Origin of the sequence: Streptomyces sp. NBC_00012 (assembly GCF_045040875.1) — a bacterium.
GTDB lineage: Bacteria > Actinomycetota > Actinomycetes > Streptomycetales > Streptomycetaceae > Streptomyces.
Window position 1 is genome coordinate 7,705,751 of the sequence record NZ_CP108309.1, and the last position, 22,032, is coordinate 7,727,782.

The window sequence follows — 22,032 nt, forward strand, 5'->3', positions numbered from 1 at the left end:
GGGTCGGGATGTCGGGGTTAGGTGGTCACATCGCCAGGCGGTACAGCGAGGTGCGCCGCCTGCCGGTGATGACGGGCAGGTGTCCGGACAGCTCCGCGTCGAGCGCGTCGTCGCCGGTGTCGAGGAGCAGCGGTCGGCCGCCGAGCGCGGCCAGTTTGGCTTCCGTGCACAGCACCAGCAGGTGCTCGCGGCCGCCCGCCGCGCGCAGCACACGAGGCGAGATCTGCTGGTTGCCGCGGCCGAGGAGGAACCCCTGGCCGCCGATGGGGGAGAGGGCGATCCAGGCCGGGCCGAGTGCCAGGAGGGTGTCCTCGCAGGCGTCGCGGGCCACGATGCGGGGCGGATGGCCCGGCCGGAGGGCGAGCGCGTCGACCCCGGTGAGCGAGACGTCCGCGCCGAGCGCTGCCGCCACCGCCCGGGTGGTGCTGCCGGGGCCGAGCACGAGCAGCCCTGTCCCGATCCGTTCGGCGACCTCGGCCGCGATCCCGCCGACCGCCCCGGGCGAGGTGGCGGTGGAGCCGGTCTTGCGCTGCTGGACGCGGACGGGTACGTCGGGGACGGACAGCCATCCGAAGAGCCGGGAGGTGACGCGCCCTTCGCGCAGGGCGTCCTCGTCGCGGTCCATTACCTCGGCGTCCCGCAGCCGGACGCCGCCCGCGCGGGCCAGCCACGCCGCCGCGACCTCGCCCGCGGCACGCGGGCTGACGGCGAAGACGGCCGAGTGCATCTTGACGCCGGTCGGCACGCCGAGGACCGGGCAGGGCACGCCGCCGACGGCGCCCAGCACGTCCCGCGCGGTGCCGTCGCCACCGGCGAAGAGCAGCAGGTCGACGCCCTCGGCGACGACCGCCCGCACCGCGGCGGCCGTGTCCGCGGCCGAGGTGTCGCGGCCGGCCCCGGCGGTGTACACGATCCGTGCCGCGAGCCCCGCGGCGGCGACGGAACCGGCGCCCAGGGGACCGGCGGCGGTGACGACGAGCAGCCCGTCCCGTGCCGGCCCGCCCGCACGCGCCGCCAGTTCACCCAGGGCAGCGGCGGCACGCGCCCCCGCCCGCGGGCGTGCGCCCAGCGACAGCGCCACGCGGGCCCGGTCCGGGCCGTCGGTGCCGCCCAGGCCCACCCGGCCGCCGAGTCCGGCGACCGGGTTGACCACCAGGCCGATCCGCGTCACTGGCCGGCCTCACCCAGCACCTTGCGGCGGTAGGCGCGCCAGGAGACCGCCCAGACCGCGGGGTCGTCCAGGGCCTCCGGCCGCACCCGGTGGATCGTCGAACGGTGCGGCGCCGTGCGCACGGTCTCCGGGTCCTCGTACGCCTCGCGGGCGATCTCCGCGAGGATCGCCGCGTACTCGTCGAGGTCGGCGCGTGTGTAGGACTCGGTCGGCTCCAGCGTCATGGGTTCCGGCACCACGTACGGGTGGTGGCTGGTCCAGTAGTGCGTGCCGAAGTCCGCGGCCCGCAGGCCGATGTCCTCGGAGTGCAGTCCGGTGTCCTCGTGGAGCTTCTCCCAGCTGTAACGGACCTGCTCGACGCGCGGGCGCCCGGCCGCGTACGGGACGGAGACGCCCGGGATCTGCCGGACCTTGTGGAGCAGGTAGTTGTTGTTGAGTACGGCCGTCTCGGCGGCGGCCCGCAGACCCTCCGCGCCGAGCGACATGATCCAGGCGTACGCGCGGACCAGGTTCGGCACGACGCCGTAGAACGGCCGCATCTTGCCGACCGAATCGGGCCGGTCGTCGTCCAGCCGGTACGTTTCCGTCTCCGGGTCGAACTCGACGGTCGGACGCGGGAGATACGGGGCGAGCTCCTCGGTGACCGCGCAGGCGCCCGCCGCCGGGCCGCCGCACGCGTGCGGGGTCGAGAACGTCTTGTGCAGGTTGAAGTGGCACAGGTCGAAGCCCGCGTCCCGGGCACGGGTGATGCCGAGGATGCCGTTCGCGTTGGCCTGGTCGTACGAGCACAGTCCGCCCGCCTCGTGCACGATCCGTACGAACTCCTCGATGCGCGGGTTGTAGATCCCGGTGTCCTCGGGGTTGGTGATGAGGAGCGCAGCCGTGCGCGGGCCGACCGCCGCCCTGAGCGCCTCGATGTCGGGGTAGCCGTCGGCGTCCGGATGGAGGGTGATGACCTTGAAACCGGCGGTCTTCGCGCAGGCCGCGTTGGACGGGTGGGAGAAGATCGTGGTGATGACCTCGTCGCGCTGTTCCAGCTCGCCGCGCGCGGCGAAGTAGGCGCGGATCATGGCGACGTTGGTGTAGATGGCGGCGGAGCCCGCGCCCGGCTGGAGCGAGACCCGGTCCATGCCGGAGATCTCCTTCAGGAGCTGCTCCAGGCTGTGGACGATCCCGAGGACGCCCTGGACAGTGTCCTCGTCCTGGAGGGGGTGCAGCGCCGCGATCCGGGGGTCGCGGACGAACTGGTCGTTGACCTTGGGGCTGTACTTCATGGTGCAGGTGCCCTGGCCGACGTCGATGTTGAGATCGGCGCCGAGGTTCTCCTGCGAAAGGCGCAAGTAGTGGCGCAGGACCTGCTGTTGGGACATCTCCGGCAGGGCGGGCGGCTCGGTGCGGCGCAGCGCGGCGGGAATCGCGGGCACGGCCAGGGACGGGTCCGCAGCCGGGACGAGGACGCCCCGCTCACCCGGTGAACCCAGTTCGAAGATCAGCTCCTCGTCCCAGGACGCCTGGTGGAACCGGCGCAGGCGAGGCTTTCCGGCGATGCGAGCCTCCTCGGGGGAGACGGACACGGGCGCGTGCGAGGCGGTCACTTGACGATCTCCTTCAGGGTCGCGGCGAGCCGGTCGATGTCGGACCTGGTGTGGACTTCGGTGACGCAGAACGCGGCCTCGCGCGTGTCGGTCGGGATGGAGCCGAAGATGCCCCGCTCCTTGAGTTCGGCGCGGATCTCGGCGGCGGTCCGCCCGCCCGTGTAGCGGACGGTGAAGTCGGCGAAGTGCAGGGCGTCGCCGTACGGGACCTCGACGCCGGGCACCTCGGCCAGGCACCTGCGGGCATACGCGGTGAGCGCGAGGATCGTCTCGCCGATCTCCCGCATGCCCTGCGGTCCCATCAGCGCGAGATAGACCCCGGCACCGATGCCGTGCAGCGCCGCGGCCGTGCCGACCCACTCCTTGCCCTCCTCGCGCAGCGCGAACGAGGTCCGTTCGTAGGCGACGTCACCGAAGCCGTACTCGCCCTCGACGCTCGTCGGCACCAGGCCGAACAGCCGTGACGGGTACTCGGCGACCAGCGTCTCCTCGTCGCGGGTGGCGATGAAGCCGGCGTTCGCGCCGCCGAAGCTCTGGTGCAGGCCCAGTGGCTGGATGTCGCCGCACGCGATGTCGGCGCCGTACGCGGAGGGCGGCGCGAGCACGCCGAGCGTAAGCGGATTGCAGCCGACGACGTACAACGCCCCGGCCTCGTGGGCGAGTTCGGCGAGGCGGGGGAGCGCCTCGTCGACGATTCCGAGCGCGGACGGCGTGTCCGCGTACACCGCCGCGGTGTCGCCCGCGGCGAGCGCCTCGCGCACCGCGTCGAGGTCGGCGCAGCCGGTCGCCGGGTCGACCGGGACCACCGTCACGTCGTGGTCGGGGCGGACGTAGTCGCGGATGCGGGAGAGTTTGTCGGCGTCGATCGCGGTGGCGACGAGCAACCGGCGGCGGCCGGTGATCCGGCCGGCCATGCGCAGCGCCGTCCCCGAGGCCTGGAAGCCGTCGTACACCGGGACGTTGACGATCTCGACGTCGAGCAGCTCGGCCATCATCGACTGGTACTCCCACAGCGCCTGGAAGCGGCCGTGGTCCTCGTAGGGCTCGCCCGCGTACGCCGTGAGGAACTCGCTGCGGTTGACCACCTCGTCCACGACCGCCGGCACGTGGTGCTGGTAGCAGCCGGAGCCGAGGAAGCTGAGCGCCTGCCGCGTCGAGGTGTTGTGGCCGAGCAACTCCTCCATATGGCGGGTGAGTTCGGCCTCCGAACGCAGCGGGGCGGGCAGGTCGAGAGGGCGGTGCAGCCGGATGCCGTCCGGGATGTCGGCGTAGAAGTCCTCGACGCTCGTGGCGCCGATCTCCTCCAGCATCGCCTGCCGCACGGCCGGAACCGCGTTCGGGATGTAGGGATGGGCGTAGGTGGGGACGGAGTCCTGGGGTGACGTCATGCCGCGCCTTTCGCGTGAGCCGACTCGGGGGTCGGTCGGTCATGGACCACAGCAGCAAAAGTCTTTGGGTGTACACCTCTTGACGGCAAGCTCCGTCATTCAGTGTTCTGAATACAGCATTAGGCATTCAGGCTCCAGGAGGCAAGAGTGTCAACGAGACCCACCCGACGGGTTGTTCTGGCCACAGGTTTCGCGACCGCGGCATCGTCCCTGGTCAGCGGATGTGCCATGGGCGGTGCGGGCGGCGGAGAGGCCCAGGACATCGACGGCAGGACGAACGACGAAGGGGGCAAGGTCAGCGGCAGGATCACCGTCTGGTCGTGGGACGTGGCCGCCAAGGCGATGAAACGCCTCGCCCGCACCTTCGAGGAACGCCACCCCGGCACCACCGTCGACATCGTCGACATCGGCTACGACAATGCCTACGACAAGATCACCGTGGGCCTGCGCGGCGGATCGGGTCTGGCCGACGTCCTCACGGTCGAGGGCAGTCACATGCCGCGCTTCGCCGGCAACTTCCCCAGCGGCTTCTACGACCTGACGAGCCTCGGCGGCCGCTACGGCGGCGACTTCGACCGCGCCGCCTGGCGCACCGTCACCGGCAAGGACAGCGCGGTGCTCGCCCTGCCCTGGGACATCGGCCCCTGCGCGCTCTACTACCGCAAGGACCACTTCCGTGCCGCGAGGGTCGACCCCGACTCGCTGCTGACGTGGGACGACTACGTGGCGGCGGGCGTCCGCATCAAGAAGGCCACCGGCCGCAAGCTGCTCATCATGGACACCACGGACGCCGGGATCCTGCCGATGCTGCTCCAACAGCAGGGGCAGTACTACTTCGAGGGCGGCCGGGTCGCGGTCGACACCCCGGAGGCCGTGCAGGCCCTCACACTGATGAAGACCCTGCACGACAAGGGTCTGGTCGACTACGAGAAGGGCTGGGACGGACTCGTCACCGGCACCAAGGAGGGCAAGGCCACCACCACACCCACCGCCGCCTGGTGGACGGGCACGCTCACCGACGAGATGCCGGAGCTGAAGGGCAGGTTCGGGGTGGTGCCGCTGCCCGGCTTCACCGCCGACGGCATCCGCACCTCCAACGTCGGCGGCTCCACGCTCTGCGTCCCCGCGCAGAGCAAGAACCCCCGCCTCGCCTGGGCGTTCATCGAGTTCCTGCTCACCGGCAAGGCCAACCAGGTCTCCATGCTCAAGCGTGAGGGCCTCTTCCCCGCCTACTTGCCCGCGTTCGACGACCCGTACCTGAGCACGAAGCAGGAGTACTTCGGAGGGCAGGCTGTCCTCGACGTGTTCGCCCGGCTCGCCCGCAACATCCCGCCGGTCGAGAACACCAAGGACGACGCGAAGGCCACCGACATCATGGTCTCGGCCGTCAACGGCGTGATGCTGCGGGGCAAGGACCCGCGTGCCGTCCTCGACTCGGCCGCGCGGCAACTCGCCACGGCCACAGGCCGCGAAAGGGTGAAGTAGCCCGATGGCCGTCCACACCACCTACGACCGGCCGGTCGCCCCAGCCCGCGCCCCGGCCACGGCACGGCGCAGGCGCAGGCGCCCCACCGCCTGGATCTTCGCCGGACCGGCGGCCGTCCTCTTCGCGATCTTCTTCGCCTATCCACTGGGCGCGAGCTTCCTGCAGAGCTTCACCACCGAGGACGCCGGCGCCTCCCACTGGGTCGGACTCGACCAGTACCGGCGCATGATCGAAGACCCCGCCTTCCTGGAGTCCCTGTTCAACACCGGGGTCATCCTCGTCGTGCAGGTCCCCGTGATGATCGGCCTGGCACTCGTCCTCGCCGTCCTGCTCAACCAGTCCTGGCTGCGCTTCCGCGGCACCTGGCGGGCGGTCTACTTCCTGCCCGCCGTCACCACACTCGTCGCGTACGCCGTCGTCTTCCAGGTGCTCCTCAAGACCGACGGCGGCCTCGTCAACCAGATTCTCGGCGCCGTAGGCATCGGCCAGGTCGACTGGCTCAACAGCCCCACCTGGGCCCGCGTCTCCCTGATCGCGTCCCTGACCTGGCGCTGGACCGGCTACAACGCCGTCATCCTGCTCGCCGGACTCCAGTCCATCGGCAAGGAACAGTACGAGGCCGCCGCCATCGACGGCGCCTCCACCTTCTCCACGTACGCCCGGGTGATCCTTCCGCAACTGCGCCCCGTCGTCCTGTTCTGCGTGATCACCTCCACCATCGGAACACTCCAGCTCTTCGACGAGAACTACGTCCTCACCCGCGGCGGCCCCGACGACGCGACCCTCACCCCGGTCGTCTACCTCTACAAGGTCGGCTTCCAGCAGCTCGACTTCGGCTACGCCGCCGCCATCGCCTGGGCGGTCGTGGCCCTCATCGCCGCGATCTCCGCCCTCCAGTACATCGCCTTCGGAAGGGAGCGCCGCCGGTGACCGCCCTCCAGCAGGCCCCCGTACGCGTCCACCCGGTCCGGCGCCTGGGCCGCTACGCCGTACGGCTGCTGCTCGCGGCCGGCGCCGTCGTCAGCCTGGTGCCCTTCCTCTGGATGGCGATCGCCGCGACGCACTCCACGTCCGACCTGTTCCGCTCGCCGCCGCCGTTCCTGCCCGGCGGCCGGCTGCTCGACAACCTCGTGCGGCTCCAGGACACCATCGGCTTCGGCCGGGTCCTGCTCAACAGCGTCGGCATCGCCGTCGTCCACACCGCGCTCAGCTCGCTGATCTCCGCCATGTGCGGCTACGGACTGGCCAAGTACCGCTTCCGCGGCCGGGGTCTGCTGCTCGGCGCCGTGCTGGCCACCATGATGATCCCGTTCCAGGTACTGCTCGTGCCGCTGTTCCAGATGATGGCGAGCGTCGGCTGGATCGACTCCTACCAGGCGGTGATCCTGCCGTTCCTGGCCAACTCCTTCGGCATCCTCCTGATGCGGCAGGGCTTCGTCGACTTCCCCGACGAGCTCCTCGAATCGGCCCGGATCGACGGCTCGGGCGAGCTGCGCACCTTCTACCAGGTCGTGCTGCCGTGCGTGCGCCCACAACTCGGCGCCCTGGTCATCTTCACGTTCATGGCGCAGTGGAACAGCTTCATCTGGCCCCTGCTCATGCTCAACTCGGAGGACAAGTACACCGTGCCCGTAGCGCTCAACACCCTCACCGGGCTCTCCCACATCGACTACTCCGGACTGATGCTCGGCTCACTCCTCGCCACGCTCCCGCTGATGCTCCTCTTCCTGCTGTTCCAGCGGCAGTTCGTGGCCGGGCTGCTCGGCGGGGCGGTGAAGGGATGAGCCGCCTGACCCGCGTCCCGGGCATCCTCTACGGCGGTGACTACAACCCCGAGCAGTGGCCCGAGGACGTCTGGGCCGAGGACGCCGCGCTGATGCGCGAGGCCGGTGTCACGATGATGACCGTCGGCGTCTTCTCCTGGGCCAGGTTCCAACCCGGCCCGGACTCCTGGGACTTCGGCTGGTTCGACCGGCTCCTCGACCTGCTGCACGCCCACGGCATCGCCGTCGACCTGGCCACCGCCACCGCGTCACCGCCGGCCTGGCTGGTCCGCGCCCACCCGGAGATCCTGCCGGTCACGGCCGACGGCGTACGCCTCGAATTCGGCTCCCGCCAGCACTACTGCCCCTCCTCGCCCGACTACCGCGCCGCCGCGCTCCGCCTCACCCGCACCGTCGCCGCACGCTACGCACACCACCCGGCGCTCGCCCTGTGGCACATCCACAACGAGTACGGCGACCACATCACCGAGTGCTTCTGCACCCGCTCCGCCGACCACTTCCGCACCTGGCTCACCGACCGCTACGGCACCGTAGACGCCCTCAACCACGCCTGGGGCACCGCGTTCTGGTCGCAGCGCTACAGTACGTACGACGAGATCGAACCACCGCGCACCGCACCCGGACCGGTCAACCCGACACAGCTCCTGGACTGGCGCCGCTTCTGCTCCGACGCCCTGCTCGAATGCCACCGCGCCGAGCGCGAGGCACTGCGGGACATCAGCCCGGACACCCCGGCCACCACCAACTTCATGTCGATGTTCAAGGCACTCGACTACTGGAAGTGGGCGGAGCACGAGGACCTCGTCTCCGACGACGCCTACCCGGACCCCGCCGACCCGCACGCCCACGTCAACGCCTCGCTCAACTACGACCTGATGCGCTCCCTCAAGGGCGGCCGGCCCTGGCTGCTCCTCGAACAGGCACCGTCCGCCGTCAGCTGGCGGCCGGTCAACGTCCCCAAGAAGCCCGGACTGCAACGCCTCTGGTCGCTCCAGGCGCTGGCCCGCGGCGCCGATGGCATCATGTACTTCCAGTGGCGTGCCTCCCGTGCCGGCGCGGAAAAATACCACAGCGCACTGCTTCCGCACCGCGGCACCGCCTCCCGAGGCTGGCGCGAGACCGTCCGCTTCGGCGCCGAACTCGCCCGGCTCGGCGAGATCACCGGCACCACCACCCCGGCGGACGTGGCGATCGTCCTGGACTGGGACTCCTGGTGGGCGCTGGAGGCCGAGGATCATCCATCCGCCCGGATGCGCTGGCGCGAGCTGCTGCGCCCCTGGTACGCGGCGCTCCACACCCGCGCCGTCGCCGCCGACTTCGTGCCCCCGCACGCCGCCCTCGACGGCTACCGGGCCGTCCTCGCCCCCAACCTCCATCTGCTGCGGCCCGAGAACGCCGCCCGCATCGCCGCCTACGTGCACGGCGGCGGACACCTCGTCTGCGGCCCCTTCAGCGGTGTCGTGGACGGCCACGACCACATCCACGACGGCGGCGCACCGGGACCGCTGAGGGACGTGCTCGGCGTGTCCGTCGACGAGTTCTGGCCGATCTCCGACGGCACGGCGGTCCCCCTCGTCTCCGGCGCCCGCGCCACCCTGTGGAGCGAGTGGATCGAGCCCGAAGGGCCGGACACGGAGACCGTCGACTCCTACGCGTCCGGCGAGCTGGCCGGACGCCCCGCCGTCACCCGCCATCGCCACGGCACCGGCACCGCCTGGTACACCAGTGCCCACCTCGGCGACGGCATCGCGGCCGTGCTCGACAAGGTGCTGCGGGAAGCGGGAGTACGCCCCGTGCTCGACGTCCCCGAGGGCGTCGAGGCGACCGTGCGCTCCGGCACGCGGGGCACGTATCTCTTCGTCCTCAACCACGGCGACCACGACACACGCACGCCACTGACCGGCCCCTACGAGGCGGGCGGCACCGATCTGCTCACCGGGGCCGCCGTCCGCGACCACATCGACCTCGCCCCGCTCGGCGCCGCCGTCCTGCGCATCGCCACCGACTCCCCCGAAGGGACCGCGAAATGACCCGCCGCAGAGACCGACACATCACCGCACGCCGCCACCTCGGCGCCCTGACCGCACTCCTGCTCGCCGGCGGCGCACTCGCCGTACCGCAGACGGCCGGCGCCCACGGGCATCCGAAACCCCCGCCCGCCTACGCCGACGTCCTCGATCTGCACGGCACCCCCACCGCCGCCCAGCCCGGCGACGACGAGGACAACAACCCCGTCACCGTCTTCGCCGACCGGGGCGCCTGGCACGCCTACGCACTGCCGGAGGCCGGTGACAAGGACGCCTACGGCGGCTTCTCCGGCCCCCTCTACATCGCCCAGGAATACCCCTGGTGGCTCAGCAAGTCCTTCAGCCGCATCCGCCTCACCGAACACGGCCGTCCTCTGGACCTCGCCGCCGGCGGCGCACCCCGCTCCACCTCGCTGCCGGGCCGCCTCCTCCAGTTGTACGACCTCGGCCGCGGCCTGCGCCTCACCCTCGAACTCCGCTTCGCCACCGACCGCACCGCCCTGGTCAGGGCCGAGGTCCGCAACACCGGCCCGGCCCCCCGCACGCTGGGCGCCGACTGGACGGGCAGCCTGCTGCGGCCCGCCGACAAGCCGATGCGTGACGCGCCGACGCTGACCGCGACCGGCTCCGGCGTCGGGGTCGACTTCGCGAAGGTCCGCGAGACCTGGGACTACCTCACCGACGGCACGGAACGCTTCGAGGTCACCCATAAGGACCGTGTCCGCACGACCGTGGACGGCGACACGTACCGCACCGAGGCCGCACGGCCGGTGACCCTCGCCCCCGGCCGCTCGCACAGCTTCGACTGGACCGAGTCCTACACCTTCACCGCCGCCGAGCGCACGAAGGAGAGGGCGAAGGCCCGCGACGTACTGGCCCGCCCCTCCGCCGTCGTGTCCGCGTCGGACGCGCGCTGGCGCGGCTATGTCGACGGGGTGACCCGGGGCGTACCGGCCGACCGGCGGCGCACGGCCGTGAAGTCCCTTCAGACCCTCGTCACCAACTGGCGCAGCGCGGCGGGACAGATCAAGCACGACGGCATCACACCGTCGATCTCCTACAAGTGGTTCACCGGAGGCATCTGGGCCTGGGACACCTGGAAGCAGGCCGTGGGCACCGCGCGCTTCGCGCCCGACCTGGCCGAGTCGCAGATCCGCTCCATGTTCGACTGGCAGATCCGCCCGGACTCCACGACCCGCCCCCAGGACGCCGGGATGATCCCCGACGTCATCTTCTACAACGACCCCGAACGCGGAGGCGGCAACTGGAACGAGCGCAACTCCAAGCCGCCGCTGGCCGCCTGGGCCGTGTGGGAGGTTTACACGAAGTCCGGGGACCGGGCGTTCCTGCGTGAGATGTACCCGAAGCTCGTCGCGTACCAGGACTGGTGGTACCGCAACCGGGACCACGACCGCGACGGGCTCGCCGAGTACGGAGCCACCGTCGACCCGGCCAACGACTCTCCCGAGGAACGACGCCTCGCCGCGGCCTGGGAGAGCGGCATGGACAACGCGCCCCGCTTCGACGCCACCCTCGGCACCGGCGTCGTCGCCAACGAGGCCGCCGACGGATTGCTCCTCGGCTACTCCATCGACCAGGAATCCGTCGACCTGAACTCCTATCTCGCCGCCGACCAGAGCTACTTGGCACGCATCGCGCAAGCGATCGGCCACGGCGCCGACGCCGGGCGCTGGAAGCGGCGTTCCACCGCCACCTCGGCCGCCGTCCGCACGACGATGTACGACACCGCGGACGGCTGGTTCCACGACACCGCGCTCGGCACCGGCGCGCCGCTCACGGCCCGCGGCCGCGGTATCGAGGGCGCCGTCCCGCTATGGACCGGCACGGCGTCCGCCGCACAGGCCCGCGCCGTGCGCGACAGGCTGACGGACCCGGCGGAGTTCGCCACGGCCGTTCCCTTTCCGACCGTGGCGAAGAGCTCGCCCTACTTCTCGCCGACCGCGTACTGGCGCGGCCCCGTCTGGTTCGACCAGGCCTACTTCGCCCTCGGCGGCCTGCGCCGCTACGGCTACGGCAAGGACGCGGACGCCCTGACGGACCAACTCCTCACCCACGCCTCGGGTCTCACGGGCAACGGACCGATCATGGAGAACTACGACCCCACCACCGGGGCGCCGCTCAACTCACCCAACTTCAGCTGGTCCGCTGCGCTGCTGCTGCCCATGCTGACGGGAGACAAGTAGGTACTGCCACGGTCCTCGGAAAGTGCGGCGGTCACAACAGGCCCCGGCACGCCGTACCGTTCTCTCACCCCTGCCCGGTGCGCAGCCGTACCGGACCCAGCAGACCGCTGACGCGTTGCCCGGGAAAGACGAAATGGGTCGGGCTCGTCGCGTCCAGGTGGGGCGCCAGCGTCCCGAACACGGTGATCTCCACGGTGTTGGCCCCCGGCACGACCAGACCCGTCAGGTCGAACACGTACGGGGAACACACCCGCACCCCCGCGGCGACGCCGCCGATCCGCACCTCCGCCGTCCCCCGGACCCGGCCGAGGTCGAGCGTCACCCGTCCCGCGACGGCATCGGGCGGTACGGTCACCACGCGGCCGTACCGCACCCCGCCGCTGTACTCGGCGAGGCCCTGGCTCTCCCAGTCGCCGAGCCGGATCCGCCCCCGGCCGACCGTGCAGCGCACCGGACCGGCCAGCGCGGCGCCACCCTCGTACCCGGGGCGGGTCCGGACCCGCAGCGCCGCCGACCGTGGCCCGCCACGGTCGGCGGGCGGCAGCCCGACCGTCACGGTGCGCACCCCCCGGCCGTCGGTGACGCTCATGGTGGCGGGGTACTCGGTGCCGTCCACATGCACGATGACCTCGCCGTACACCTGCGCCGTCAACCCGGCGGTCCCGGGCGGCAGTTCGCACCACAGCCACTCCACGCGGCTCCGGCGCCCCGGAACCGCGAACCGGACCGGCACCACCGTGCCGTCGTCGGCCTCCGGATCCAGCCAAGCGGCACCCGGCAGCGGATGCGGGCGGCGGCGCAGACACAGCGCGGCGGGGTCGCCCACCGGCTCGCGACGCACCCGGACCGGATCGCGGCCCCCCGGCCCCTCGGCCCACCAGCGGGCGTCGCTGTGCAGCGTCGCGACTGGCTCGCCGTCCGCGTCGTCGAAGAGCGCGTCCACCAGGACCGCGCGCTCGCCGTCCCCGGACGTCTCGACCGTGATGTGGTTGTCGCCGACGCGCAGCGCGGCCGCCACGTCGTGCCGCCGGACACGCGGCACAGCATGTTCGGCGTACGGGTCGAAGCCGCCCTGTCTGCCCATGAGCCGGCCGTTCACCCGCAGCGCGCAGGGCACCTGGGCCGCGACCTGGACGATGGCGCGGGCGGGGAGCGCGGCCAGGCGCAGCGTCGTGCCCATGGTCCCGGGCGCGTGGATCCACTCCGGACGCCGGTAGCGCCCGGGGTCACGCACGAGCGCCAGGTGAGCCCGCAGGTCGCAGTCCCGATCGGGTGTCAGTTCCACTTCGACGAGGTGGAGTCCGGCCGTCGTCCGCACCGGGCCCGTCGCGAGGTGCCCCCCGTCGTCGAGCGGCACCGGAACGCCGTCGACCCGGACCCGTTTCGCCGCCGCGGCCCCGACCGCGAGGTGCCCGTCGAAGTCCTCGCCCAGGTGCATCGCCGTACTCAGCCGCACCACCTCTCCGGCCACCGCACGGCCGATGTGCGCGAACTCCTCCGGCACATGCCCCTTCGGCCCCAGGACCGCCCGGTGCACCGGGTCCTTGTGCACGCCCAGGGTCTCGGACCACTCGAGCACCGACGGGACGCCCCGGCCGGGCCCCTCGCGGAGCACGAGCGCGCGCGGCCCGAACGTCGCGTGGACCGTGGCCGGTGACGGCCGGCCGCAGCCGGAGGGCGCCGCGGCCCAGCCGTCCCGGACACCGTCCTCGCCGGCCGCCTCCACCCGGTGCCGGAAGGTCCGGCACTCGGTGACGGTCGTTCCGGTGGGAGGACCGGTCGCGGGGCGGGCGAAGTCGCCCCAGGTGTTGTCGAGCGTGGGGACGAGCTCCATGTCCCACTCCGCGTCCGGGGGGATCCGGACGGTGGTGCCGGGCGAGCGCCCGACACCGGAAGTCACGGCTCCGGCCGGCCCCGGGCCCCGGTCCGGGAAGACCAGGACAGCCGCTGGGCCCGTGTCGAAGGGGACGTCGACCTCGACGGCCCCGGGGTCCTTCGCGACGGGCAGCACCGGCAGCCTCCGCGGAGCGCCGCCGAACGGATCCACCAGAACGGCCGGGCCCGCCACGTCCCGCACCCGCACCAGGGCCCGCCGGGCACAGCGGCCGGGGTCGAAGTCGTAACGGACGTCCAGCCAGCCCAGGGCGGCGCCGCGCTCGTCGGGGGCGGCGACATCCGTACGGGTCGCCCTTGGGGCGGCCGCGGTCAGAAACACCACCGTGGCACCGTCCACCCGCCGCGCGAGCGCGGGCACCGGCGCGCGGACGGCCGGCCGCACCCCGCCCAGAGCAGCGCCGAGAGAACCGGCCGGGTCGTCCGTCAGGGGAACGTGCACGGCCCGCCCGTCCGCGAAACACGCCCGCAGCCTCTCCGCAGCCGAGGCCGCTTTGGATCCCACGACCTGCTCGGGGAGCTCGCCCCAGGCGATCAACCGCCCACCGGCGGAGGCGAATTCGACGAGCCGCTCGGCCGTTTCCCGTTCGAGGACGGTGCACGAGGGAAGCACGATCGTCGAGTACGCCTCCTCCGCGACCCGCAGCCGTACGCCGTCGTCGAGCCGCGAGATCCGGGCGCGGGCCACCGAGGCGTCGTCGATGACGTCGGCATCGAGACCAAGCCGGTCCAGGAGGCCCGGGCGGGTGTGGAACCAGGCCATGTCCCCGACGAGTTGGAGATAGTCCGACTGGGCGCGGGCCGCCGCCTCGTCGACACCGTCCAGGGCGGTGCCCGCCTGGGCGGTGGTGGTGGGCAGCAGGACCGCGATGTCGCACAGATGGTGACCGAGGCTCAGGATCGCGCACAGCCGGGCCACGGCGTCGGCGAAGACGCGGTGGTGGCGCCAGTAGGGCTGACGCCAGTCGGTGCCGGGCGGCGCCCACTCCCACCAGCCGCCCTTGGTCGTGTAGTAGACGGCATGCGGGTTGTAGAGCGTGGCACCGGCACGGAGCCAGGGGAGCAGCCAGTCGAAGGTCTCCTCCAGGGTGCCGCCCCAGCCCGTGGAGTGGAATGCCTCGACCCAGGTGCGGGGACGGCCGTAGAGGTGCGCGAGCGAGGAGTGGACGCGGGCGTCCCCGTGATGGTCGGAGCCGGGAGCCGAGAACCAGCGATGTGTTCGCGCGTAGTCGGCGTACAACTCCACGCCCGCGACCGGGTGTCCGGCGCGGGCCGGGTCCTGCTGGTCACAGCCGATGAGCAGCCCGTGCCGCTCGTGCCAGGCGGCCAGCGGCCGGAAGAACGCCTCCTCGGCCAGTTCGGCACGGGTCAGGTGGTAGTCGCGGCGGATCCGGCGGACGTCCCCGTCCGCGCAGTCCGCGTACAGGGCGTCCAGCCGCTCGGTGATGTCGTACCCGCGAAGGCGCAGAAAGGCGTCGGCGAAGCCGGTGGACCAGGTGGGCAGGGACGGCAGTTCGTCCTGGAACGAGCCGACGACGACGGACCCGAGCAGGTCACCGAGCCGGCGCTCGAACTCCCCGTGCACCCGGTCCAGCAGCGCAGCGCACGCTCCGGCCCCCAGGTAGTCGAAGCCGAGCGGCCCGTGGTGATGGAGCGTCAACCGCCAGCGGCCGGTGCCGGGCGCCCGTACGACCCCGTCGGTCACCGGTACCGCGACCGGCGGGCCGGTGCTCCGCCCGTCGTCGTCGAGCGGCTCGGCGCGGCCCGCGAGCGCCCGGCCCCCCGGCGGGCACCACAGCTCGCCGGTCCGCTCCGCCGAGGACTCGACCACGGCCCGTACGCGGCCGAGCCGGCGGCCGGCGTACGCGGGCCGCTCGTCGACGAGGCGTGCCTGCAGATCGGCGCCGGAGAAGCCCAGCTGGTCGTAGAACCAGAGACCGACCCCGAGCTCACGGGCGTCCTCGCACACGCCGTCGAGCAGCGCCCACCACGCGTCGGACAGAAACGGCGGGTCGTCGGCGTCGGAGCCGAACAGCGGGCCCGAGGGCGCCAGGTTGAGGAGCACCAGATTGTGCACCCCGCCCTGCGCGAAGCGCTCCAGCTGCGCCCGCAGCCGCGTGCGGTCGAGCCGCTCCCCGCTCCACCACCAGATCGCGACGGGCGAGAAGGCGCGCGGGGGCCCGGCGAGGACCGCCGAGACGCTCGGCGGGAGGAGCGGATCCACCGGATGTGTCATGAGAGGTCCTCAGCCCTTGAGTCCGCCCGCGAAGCCCTTGATCACATAGCGCTGGAGGACCACGAAGACGGCCAGGATCGGCAGTGCGGCCAGCACCAGTCCGGCGAAGACGAGCCCGTAGTCCGAGACGTACTGGCCGACGAACGCGAAGATGCCCACCGGCACGGTCTCCTTGTCGGAGCCGCCCAGGTACAGCAGCGGAGTGAAGAAGTCGTTCCAGATGAACACCGCGTTCAGAATGATCACGGTGCCGGTGATGGGGCGCAGCAGCGGGAAGACGATCCGCGTGAACGCCTGCCGGTGGTTGCAGCCGTCGATCAGTGCCGCCTGGGCGTAGTCCTGCGGCAGGGCACGGACGAACCCTGTGTACAGGAAGACGGTGAACGGCAGTTGGATGCCGGTGTAGAAGAGCACCATGCCCTGGTACGTGCCGAGCCAGCCGAGGTCGTCGACGAGCTTGTACAGCGGGATCATGCCGAGCTGGAACGGCAGGACGATGCCCAGCAGGAACAGGATGTACAGCCCGTAGCCGAGACCGCGGGCGCGCCGCGCGAGGTAGTAGGCCCCGGTGGAGCCGAGGACGACGAGCAGCAGCAGACTGACGACGGTGATGACCGTGCTGTTGATCAGCGCGGGCCCCAGCGACGCGGCGGACCAGGCCTCGCCGAAGTTGCCGAAGGCGGGCGGCGAGGGCAGCGAGAGCGGCGACTCGGAGATCTGCCGGGGGTCCTTCATCGCCAGGGTGATCAGGGCGTACACCGGGAACAGGAAGGCGACGGCGACGGCGATCATGACCAGTTCGAGGGCGTACTGCCCGTACCGCGGTCTGCGGACCGCCCTGCCGGCCTTCCGGTTCGCCGGCCCGCCGGCCGTTGCGATGCTCACGCGGTGACCTCCCTCGCACGCAGATAACGGAGCTGCACCAGGGAAACCGCCGCGACGAACAGCGCGAGGACCAGGGCCACGGCGGTGCTGTAGCCGAACTTCCCGTAGACGAACGCCTCCTTGTACAGGACGGTCGACAGGGTCTCGCTGGAGGTGCCGGGTCCGCCGTTCGTGGCGGCGTAGACCTGGTCGAAGAGCTTGAGGCCGCCGATGGTGGACAGCATCAGATTGATCGTCAGCGCCGGTGCCAGAAGCGGCCAGGTGACATAGCGGAAGCGCTGCCAGGACCCCGCCCCGTCGATCCTCGCGGCCTCGTGGAGTTCGGCGGGCACACCCTGGAGCCCGGCCAGGAAGACGACCATCGAGTAGCCCGCGTACTGCCACACGACCATCGCCGCGACGGACCACAGGGCGAGCGAGGGATCGCCGAGCCAGTCCTGGCGCAGCCCGCCGAGCCCGACCGCGCCGAGCAGACCGTTGAGACCTGCCCCGTTGTCCGGGTTGTAGACGTACTTCCACAGGATCGCGACCATGACGGGGCTGACCACGGCCGGGGCGAAGAAGATCAGCCGCAGTACCGCACGGGACTTGATGCCGGTGTGGACACCGAGCGCGAGCAGCAGCCCGATGCCGTTCTGGACGACGACCACGGCGACGGTCAGGAGCAGCGTGTTGCCGACGGACTCCAGGGCCCGGCCGTCGTCGAGCAGGGCGCGGAAATTGTCCGCGCCGGTGAAGGAGAAGCCGCCGATGCCGGACCAGTCGGTGAAGGCGTACATCACCCCGGCGAGGCTCGGGTAGAGCACGACGACGGCGTAGACGACGAGGGCCGGGACGACGAAGAGCCAGGGCGGGACGGTGTGGTCGCGGTGCCGGGCCGGGCGGCCCTGACCGGCCCTCGGACCGTCCGCGGCCTCGGCGGCCACGCCGGGGACGGTCTTCTGGGAGGTGCTCGTCACGACTTCTTCCCGTAGGCCTCGTCCATCTGTCCCAGGGCCCCGTCGACATCCGTCTTGCCGGCCAGCAGATCCTGCACGGCGGCGAAGTGGGCCGGCTGCACTTCGGCGTTGGGCCAGCTCTGGTCCATGAAGGGGACGGCCCGGTTGTCGTCGATGACGGGCAGGAAGCCGTCGAGGACCGGGTCGGTCTTCGTCGAGGCGTTGCGCTTGAACGGGATCGCCGCCACGGACTGCGCCCAGCGGTCGACGTTCTCCTGCTTCCCGAGGAACTCGATGAACGCCTTCGCCCCGGCCGACTTCCGCGACCGCGCCGAGACCCCGAGCCCGACGACGATGCCCGCCGGGATCCACAGCTTCGCGGCGTCGTCGCCACCGGGGAAGGGGAACATGCCGAGGTCCTCCGGATTCCGGGCGGCCTGGCGGAAGTTGGCGAGCACGGCGGAGACCTGGACGGCCATCGCCGCCCTGCCGCCGGCGACCATCGAGGTCTGCTGCTCGTACGTCGTTCCGTTGGGGTTCTCGTTGAAGAAGCCCCGGCGCTGGAGTTCCTGGTACTTGCCCATGGCGTCGGCCCACCCGGAGCCGCGGAAGTGCGCCTTGCCGGAGGCCATCTCGGCGTCGAAGCCGGGGTTCTTCGCATAGACGGCGTTGGGCACCAGCGCGTACGTGATCAGCTGGGTGACCCAGGGCGTCTGCGTGCCGAGCGCGATCGGGATGATGCCCTTGGCCTTCAGCTTCGCGCAGACGTCCAGGAGCTCGGCCCATGTCCGGGGCGGTTCGACCCCGGCCTTGGCGAAGGCCTTCTTGTTGTGGATGGCGCCGATGACGCTGCTTCCCGCCGAGTACAGATACGTTTTTCCTTCGTGCCGGTAAGCAGGGTGGAAGTTCGCCGGGACCTCATTGGCCCACGGCTGCGCGCTGAGGTCGGCGAGCAGTCCGGCCTTGGCCAGCTCGACCATGGACATGGCGCTGCCGCTGCCGGGATAGAGCACGTGGACATCGGGGGCGTTGCCCCCGGCGAGCTGTGTGCGTACCACCGTCTGCACCTGGTCCGTGGGCGCGAAGGAGGTGGCGAACTCGTCGTCGGGCCGGGACTTGCGGTAGAGGGCGACGAGCTCCTCTATCGGCTTCTGCTGGTCGGCGACGCCGACGACGCGCAGCTTGCCGGAACCGCCGCCGGAATCCGAACAGGCCGTCAGAGCGGGCGGAAGGGCGGCGAGCGCCGCGACCCCGCCGCCGATCCGGAGAAACCCCCGGCGGCCGACCGTACTGCGGTCCGACCGGAAGCGAGAACCCGTCGTCATGGTGTGTCCTCCTCGTACGAACGGGCGAACGATGGTTTCGCCGCCGGTGCTGATGTGCGTCGGCTCGGGGTGAGGGACGGCCGCGGCCGGTCCGCCTCGGGCGGGTCGCCGACCGGGGGATGAGCCGCGGTGAAGCGGTAGGCACCCGAGGAAACCCGGTAGAGCACGTGGTCGGCGGCGGTCGAGACCGCCGTGATGTGGCGGTCCCCGGCATCCGGGACCAGGCCCGATTCGCGGACCGACCCCGGGTCCGTCGTGGGCACGTACACCTCGGCGGTGGCGCCGGGCGGCACCAGGACACGCAGGGCGATCCGGCCGCCCTGCCGCTCCCAGGTCACCGAGACGGTGCCGCGGACCGACTCGTAGCGGGCGCTCGCGTGGCGGAGCCCGCCGGGGCGCGGCCGGATCCGCAGCGTCCGGTACCCGGTGGAATCCGGTGCCTGGTCCAGGCCGGCGACACCGCGGTAGAGCCACTCGCCGACCGAGCCGAGCGCGTAGTGGTTGAAGGAGTTCATCGACGGCGCCCTGAATCCGGTGCCCGGGGTCCACCCGTCCCAGCGCTCCCAGATGGTGGTTGCGCCGTGCCGCAGCGGAAACCGCCACGACGGCACCTCGTCGCGGAGCAGCAGTGCGTGGGCGAGATCGGCCCGTCCGTGGGCGTCGAGTACGGGCGCGGCGAGCGTCACTCCGAGAAAACCGGTCAGCAGGGCCGGGCCCGCCGACTCCACGAGTTCGGCGAGACGGCGGGCGGCGGCCCCGGCGAGCCCGGCGGGCAGCAGCTCGAAGGCGAGCGCGAGAAGATACCCGGTCTGGGTGTCGCCCGCGACGCGCACGCGAAGGCCCTCCACGGCCTCCTCGGCGGTGACGAAGTGCTCGGTGAACGTGCGGCGGATGTCGTCCGCAAGCCGGTGGTAGCGCTCCCCGACATCCGTCTGCCCCAGGGCCTCCGCGGCCCGTGCGGTGAGCCGGGCACTGTGCGCGAAGTGCGCGGTGGCGACCACGTCACGCGGTGTGGGTGTGCCGGGGGCGAGCCAGTCGGAGAAGTGCGGACCCACCCGGCTGCGCCAGACCAGACCGGTGTTATGACGGTGGATCAGATCGACCCAGGCACACATGCCCTCCAGTGCCCGGGAGAGGAACCGCGGGTCGTCGTAGACGCGGTAGAGGTGCCACGGGATGATCACCCCCGCGTCGGCCCAGCCGGGCGCGCCCTCGTCGGCGACCCCCACGAGGCGAGGGGCGACATTGGTGAAACCGCCGTCCGGGGTGCGGGCGTCGTCGACGTCGCGCAGCCATTTGGTGAAGAACGCGGCGACATCCGCATTGAGCGCGGCCGTCGGCAGGAAGACCTGCGCGTCGGCCAGCCAGCCGAGCCGCTCGTCGCGCTGCGGACAGTCCGTGGGAACACTGACGAAGTTCGAGCGCTGCCCCCACGCCACACAGTCGTGGAGCCGCCTCAGCTCGGCGTCCGAACAGTCGAACTCCCCGGCCCACGGTGTGTCGCTGTGCAGTGCCACGGCGACGACATCGGACCCGGTCAGCTCCGGGATGCCGCTGATCTCCGCGTACCGGAACCCGTGATAGGTGAAGCGCGGCTCGAAGACGATGTACTCGCGGCCGTCCCCGACGAGCACATCGGTCGCGGCAGCGGTGCGCAGATTGGCGGTGTACAGCCGCCGTGACCCGTCCAGCACCTCGGCGTGACGGATCACCACCCGCGCCCCGGCAGCGAGCCGACGGACCGTCAGTCGCACGCGTCCGGCGAGGTTCTGGCCGAAGTCGACGACGTGGGTGCCGGGGGAGACGCGTTCGACCGAGCACGGGCGCAGCTCGGCCATCGCCCGGACGGGCTCGTCGGCGGACGCCACCAGCAGGCGGTGATCAGTCGCCGTGACCAGCGCCGGGGACCAGCCGGAGTCGTCGAAGCCGGGCAGCTCCCAGCCGTCGGCGGCACACCGCAGATCGTGGCATTCGCCCATCAGTAGATCCGCGTGGCGGATCGCACCCGTGCCGGTGTGCCAGGTCTCGTCGGTGGCGATCACGGTGCTTCGGCCGTCCGGGCCGGTCAGGTGGAGTTCGGCCAGGAACTGGGGGGACGAACCGTAGTGAGCCCCGGCCCGGCGCGGCTCGAAGCCCACGAAGCCGCTCCACCAGCCGTCGGCGACGGTGGCCGCGAGGACGTTCTCGCCCTCCCGCAGCAAGGCGCTGACGTCGTACGTCTGGTACTGGACGCGGTGGTGGTAGTCGGTCCAGCCGGGGGCCAGCTCGGCGTCACCGACCCGCTCGCCGTTGAGTCGCAGTTCGTACAGACCGCGCGCGCTGACATGGACGCGGCCCCGGGCACCGGCGGGCACGGTGAAGGAGCGGCGCAACAGGGGACACGGGGAGAGCCCGTGGTCGTCCAGCGCGAACTCGCCCTCGGTGGGGGCGTCCATGACGCCGACCGGGCACGGGCCCTGGGCGATCCACGCGGCACGCCACTTGTCCGCCCGGGTGAAACCGGTCTCGAACCACGAGTCGGCCTCGGCCGGTGTGTCCGATCCGGCCGGCCACACCGAGACCCGCCAGTGGAAGCGGGTGAGGCCGGGGAGCGCCGGCCCCGCGTAGTCGACGGCCGTCGCACCGGGATCGGTGACCCGGCCGGTGTCCCAGAAGAGTTGACCGCCGTCGTCCAGATCCTCGGCGCACCCGGCGACGCGGACCCGGTATGCCACCGGGTCGTCGCCCCGGAGGTCGGAGGCCAGCCGCCAGGAGAGCCGGGGCGCGGGTTCGTCGATGCCCAGCGGGGTGGCGCGGTGCTCGCAGCGCAGCGCGTACGGCCGCAGCCTCCGGACGCCAGAACGGCCCGTCGTCCGGCCCTCGGCGCGATGGCGGGCGGGTGCACCCGCAGTCGGGGAACCGGACACAGCACGTCCTTCCGTCGCACCGAATTTCCCGATGTGAAATATAACGTTAATTCTGTGGCGTGGAGACTATGAGCCGCTCCGAGGGGTGTCAAGGGTGTCGCCGGGCTGTCGTCGGCCACTGCGGAAAAGGTCGGTGTATCCCCAACTAACCACCTGTGAACGGCAAAATGACCATACGTGGGAAGTCTTGTGGC

13 protein-coding genes are annotated in these 22,032 nt (G+C 71.7%); 5 read left to right on the forward strand and 8 right to left on the reverse strand.

The window, feature by feature from the left end; all coding sequences use genetic code 11:
• Window positions 1-25: 25 nt before the first annotated feature.
• The 3 genes from OHA19_RS35015 to gcvPA are packed head-to-tail and all read right to left on the reverse strand — an operon-like array spanning window position 26 to window position 4,154.
• On the reverse strand, window positions 26-1,171 hold the full coding sequence (locus OHA19_RS35015; RefSeq protein ID WP_405752822.1) for an ATP-NAD kinase family protein: 1,146 nt from the start codon (window positions 1,169-1,171) through the stop codon (window positions 26-28).
• Window positions 1,168-2,766, reverse strand: coding sequence for an aminomethyl-transferring glycine dehydrogenase subunit GcvPB (gene gcvPB / locus OHA19_RS35020; protein ID WP_405709886.1), 1,599 nt, complete (start codon window positions 2,764-2,766; stop codon window positions 1,168-1,170). Before gcvPB ends, OHA19_RS35015 begins: the two co-directional genes overlap by 4 nt.
• Window positions 2,763-4,154 carry an aminomethyl-transferring glycine dehydrogenase subunit GcvPA gene (gene gcvPA / locus OHA19_RS35025; RefSeq protein ID WP_405709883.1) on the reverse strand — a complete coding sequence of 464 codons (1,392 nt, stop codon included), beginning with the start codon at window positions 4,152-4,154 and terminating at the stop codon, window positions 2,763-2,765. The genes gcvPB and gcvPA overlap by 4 nt, the downstream gene beginning before the upstream one ends.
• 147 nt (window positions 4,155-4,301) lie before the next feature.
• Here gcvPA and OHA19_RS35030 point away from each other — a divergent pair, with 147 nt between their 5' ends.
• From OHA19_RS35030 to OHA19_RS35050, 5 genes are read left to right on the forward strand one after another with little or no spacing between them, the layout of a single operon-like run.
• Complete coding sequence (locus OHA19_RS35030) at window positions 4,302-5,639, forward strand: ABC transporter substrate-binding protein (RefSeq protein WP_405709880.1); 1,338 nt, start codon at window positions 4,302-4,304, stop codon at window positions 5,637-5,639.
• 4 nt (window positions 5,640-5,643) lie between these two features.
• Window positions 5,644-6,570 (forward strand): carbohydrate ABC transporter permease, encoded by a 927-nt coding sequence (locus OHA19_RS35035; protein ID WP_405709877.1) that lies wholly within the window; start codon window positions 5,644-5,646, stop codon window positions 6,568-6,570.
• A complete protein-coding gene (locus OHA19_RS35040; protein WP_405709874.1) occupies window positions 6,567-7,424 on the forward strand; it encodes a carbohydrate ABC transporter permease in 858 nt (285 codons plus the stop codon). Before OHA19_RS35035 ends, OHA19_RS35040 begins: the two co-directional genes overlap by 4 nt.
• Complete coding sequence (locus OHA19_RS35045) at window positions 7,421-9,454, forward strand: beta-galactosidase (protein ID WP_405709870.1); 2,034 nt, start codon at window positions 7,421-7,423, stop codon at window positions 9,452-9,454. The genes OHA19_RS35040 and OHA19_RS35045 overlap by 4 nt, the downstream gene beginning before the upstream one ends.
• Window positions 9,451-11,655: an MGH1-like glycoside hydrolase domain-containing protein gene (locus OHA19_RS35050; protein ID WP_405709867.1), complete on the forward strand. Its 2,205-nt coding sequence runs from the start codon at window positions 9,451-9,453 to the stop codon at window positions 11,653-11,655. Before OHA19_RS35045 ends, OHA19_RS35050 begins: the two co-directional genes overlap by 4 nt.
• Window positions 11,656-11,719: 64 nt before the next feature.
• Here the strand turns inward: OHA19_RS35050 and OHA19_RS35055 are convergent, their stop codons facing one another.
• Genes OHA19_RS35055 through OHA19_RS35075 form a run of 5 tightly spaced genes read right to left on the reverse strand, consistent with a single transcriptional unit; the run spans window position 11,720 to window position 21,838 of the window.
• A complete protein-coding gene (locus tag OHA19_RS35055) occupies window positions 11,720-15,784 on the reverse strand; it encodes a hypothetical protein (protein ID WP_405709864.1) in 4,065 nt (1,354 codons plus the stop codon).
• A 9-nt stretch (window positions 15,785-15,793) separates the two neighbouring features.
• Window positions 15,794-16,669: a carbohydrate ABC transporter permease gene (locus OHA19_RS35060; RefSeq protein WP_405709861.1), complete on the reverse strand. Its 876-nt coding sequence runs from the start codon at window positions 16,667-16,669 to the stop codon at window positions 15,794-15,796.
• On the reverse strand, window positions 16,666-17,628 hold the full coding sequence (locus OHA19_RS35065; RefSeq protein WP_405709858.1) for a carbohydrate ABC transporter permease: 963 nt from the start codon (window positions 17,626-17,628) through the stop codon (window positions 16,666-16,668). The genes OHA19_RS35060 and OHA19_RS35065 overlap by 4 nt, the downstream gene beginning before the upstream one ends.
• Entirely contained in the window at window positions 17,625-18,932 is a 1,308-nt protein-coding gene (locus tag OHA19_RS35070; protein ID WP_405709855.1) for an extracellular solute-binding protein, read from the reverse strand. The genes OHA19_RS35065 and OHA19_RS35070 overlap by 4 nt, the downstream gene beginning before the upstream one ends.
• Window positions 18,929-21,838 carry a family 78 glycoside hydrolase catalytic domain gene (locus OHA19_RS35075; RefSeq protein WP_405709852.1) on the reverse strand — a complete coding sequence of 970 codons (2,910 nt, stop codon included), beginning with the start codon at window positions 21,836-21,838 and terminating at the stop codon, window positions 18,929-18,931. The genes OHA19_RS35070 and OHA19_RS35075 overlap by 4 nt, the downstream gene beginning before the upstream one ends.
• Window positions 21,839-22,032 lie beyond the last annotated feature (194 nt).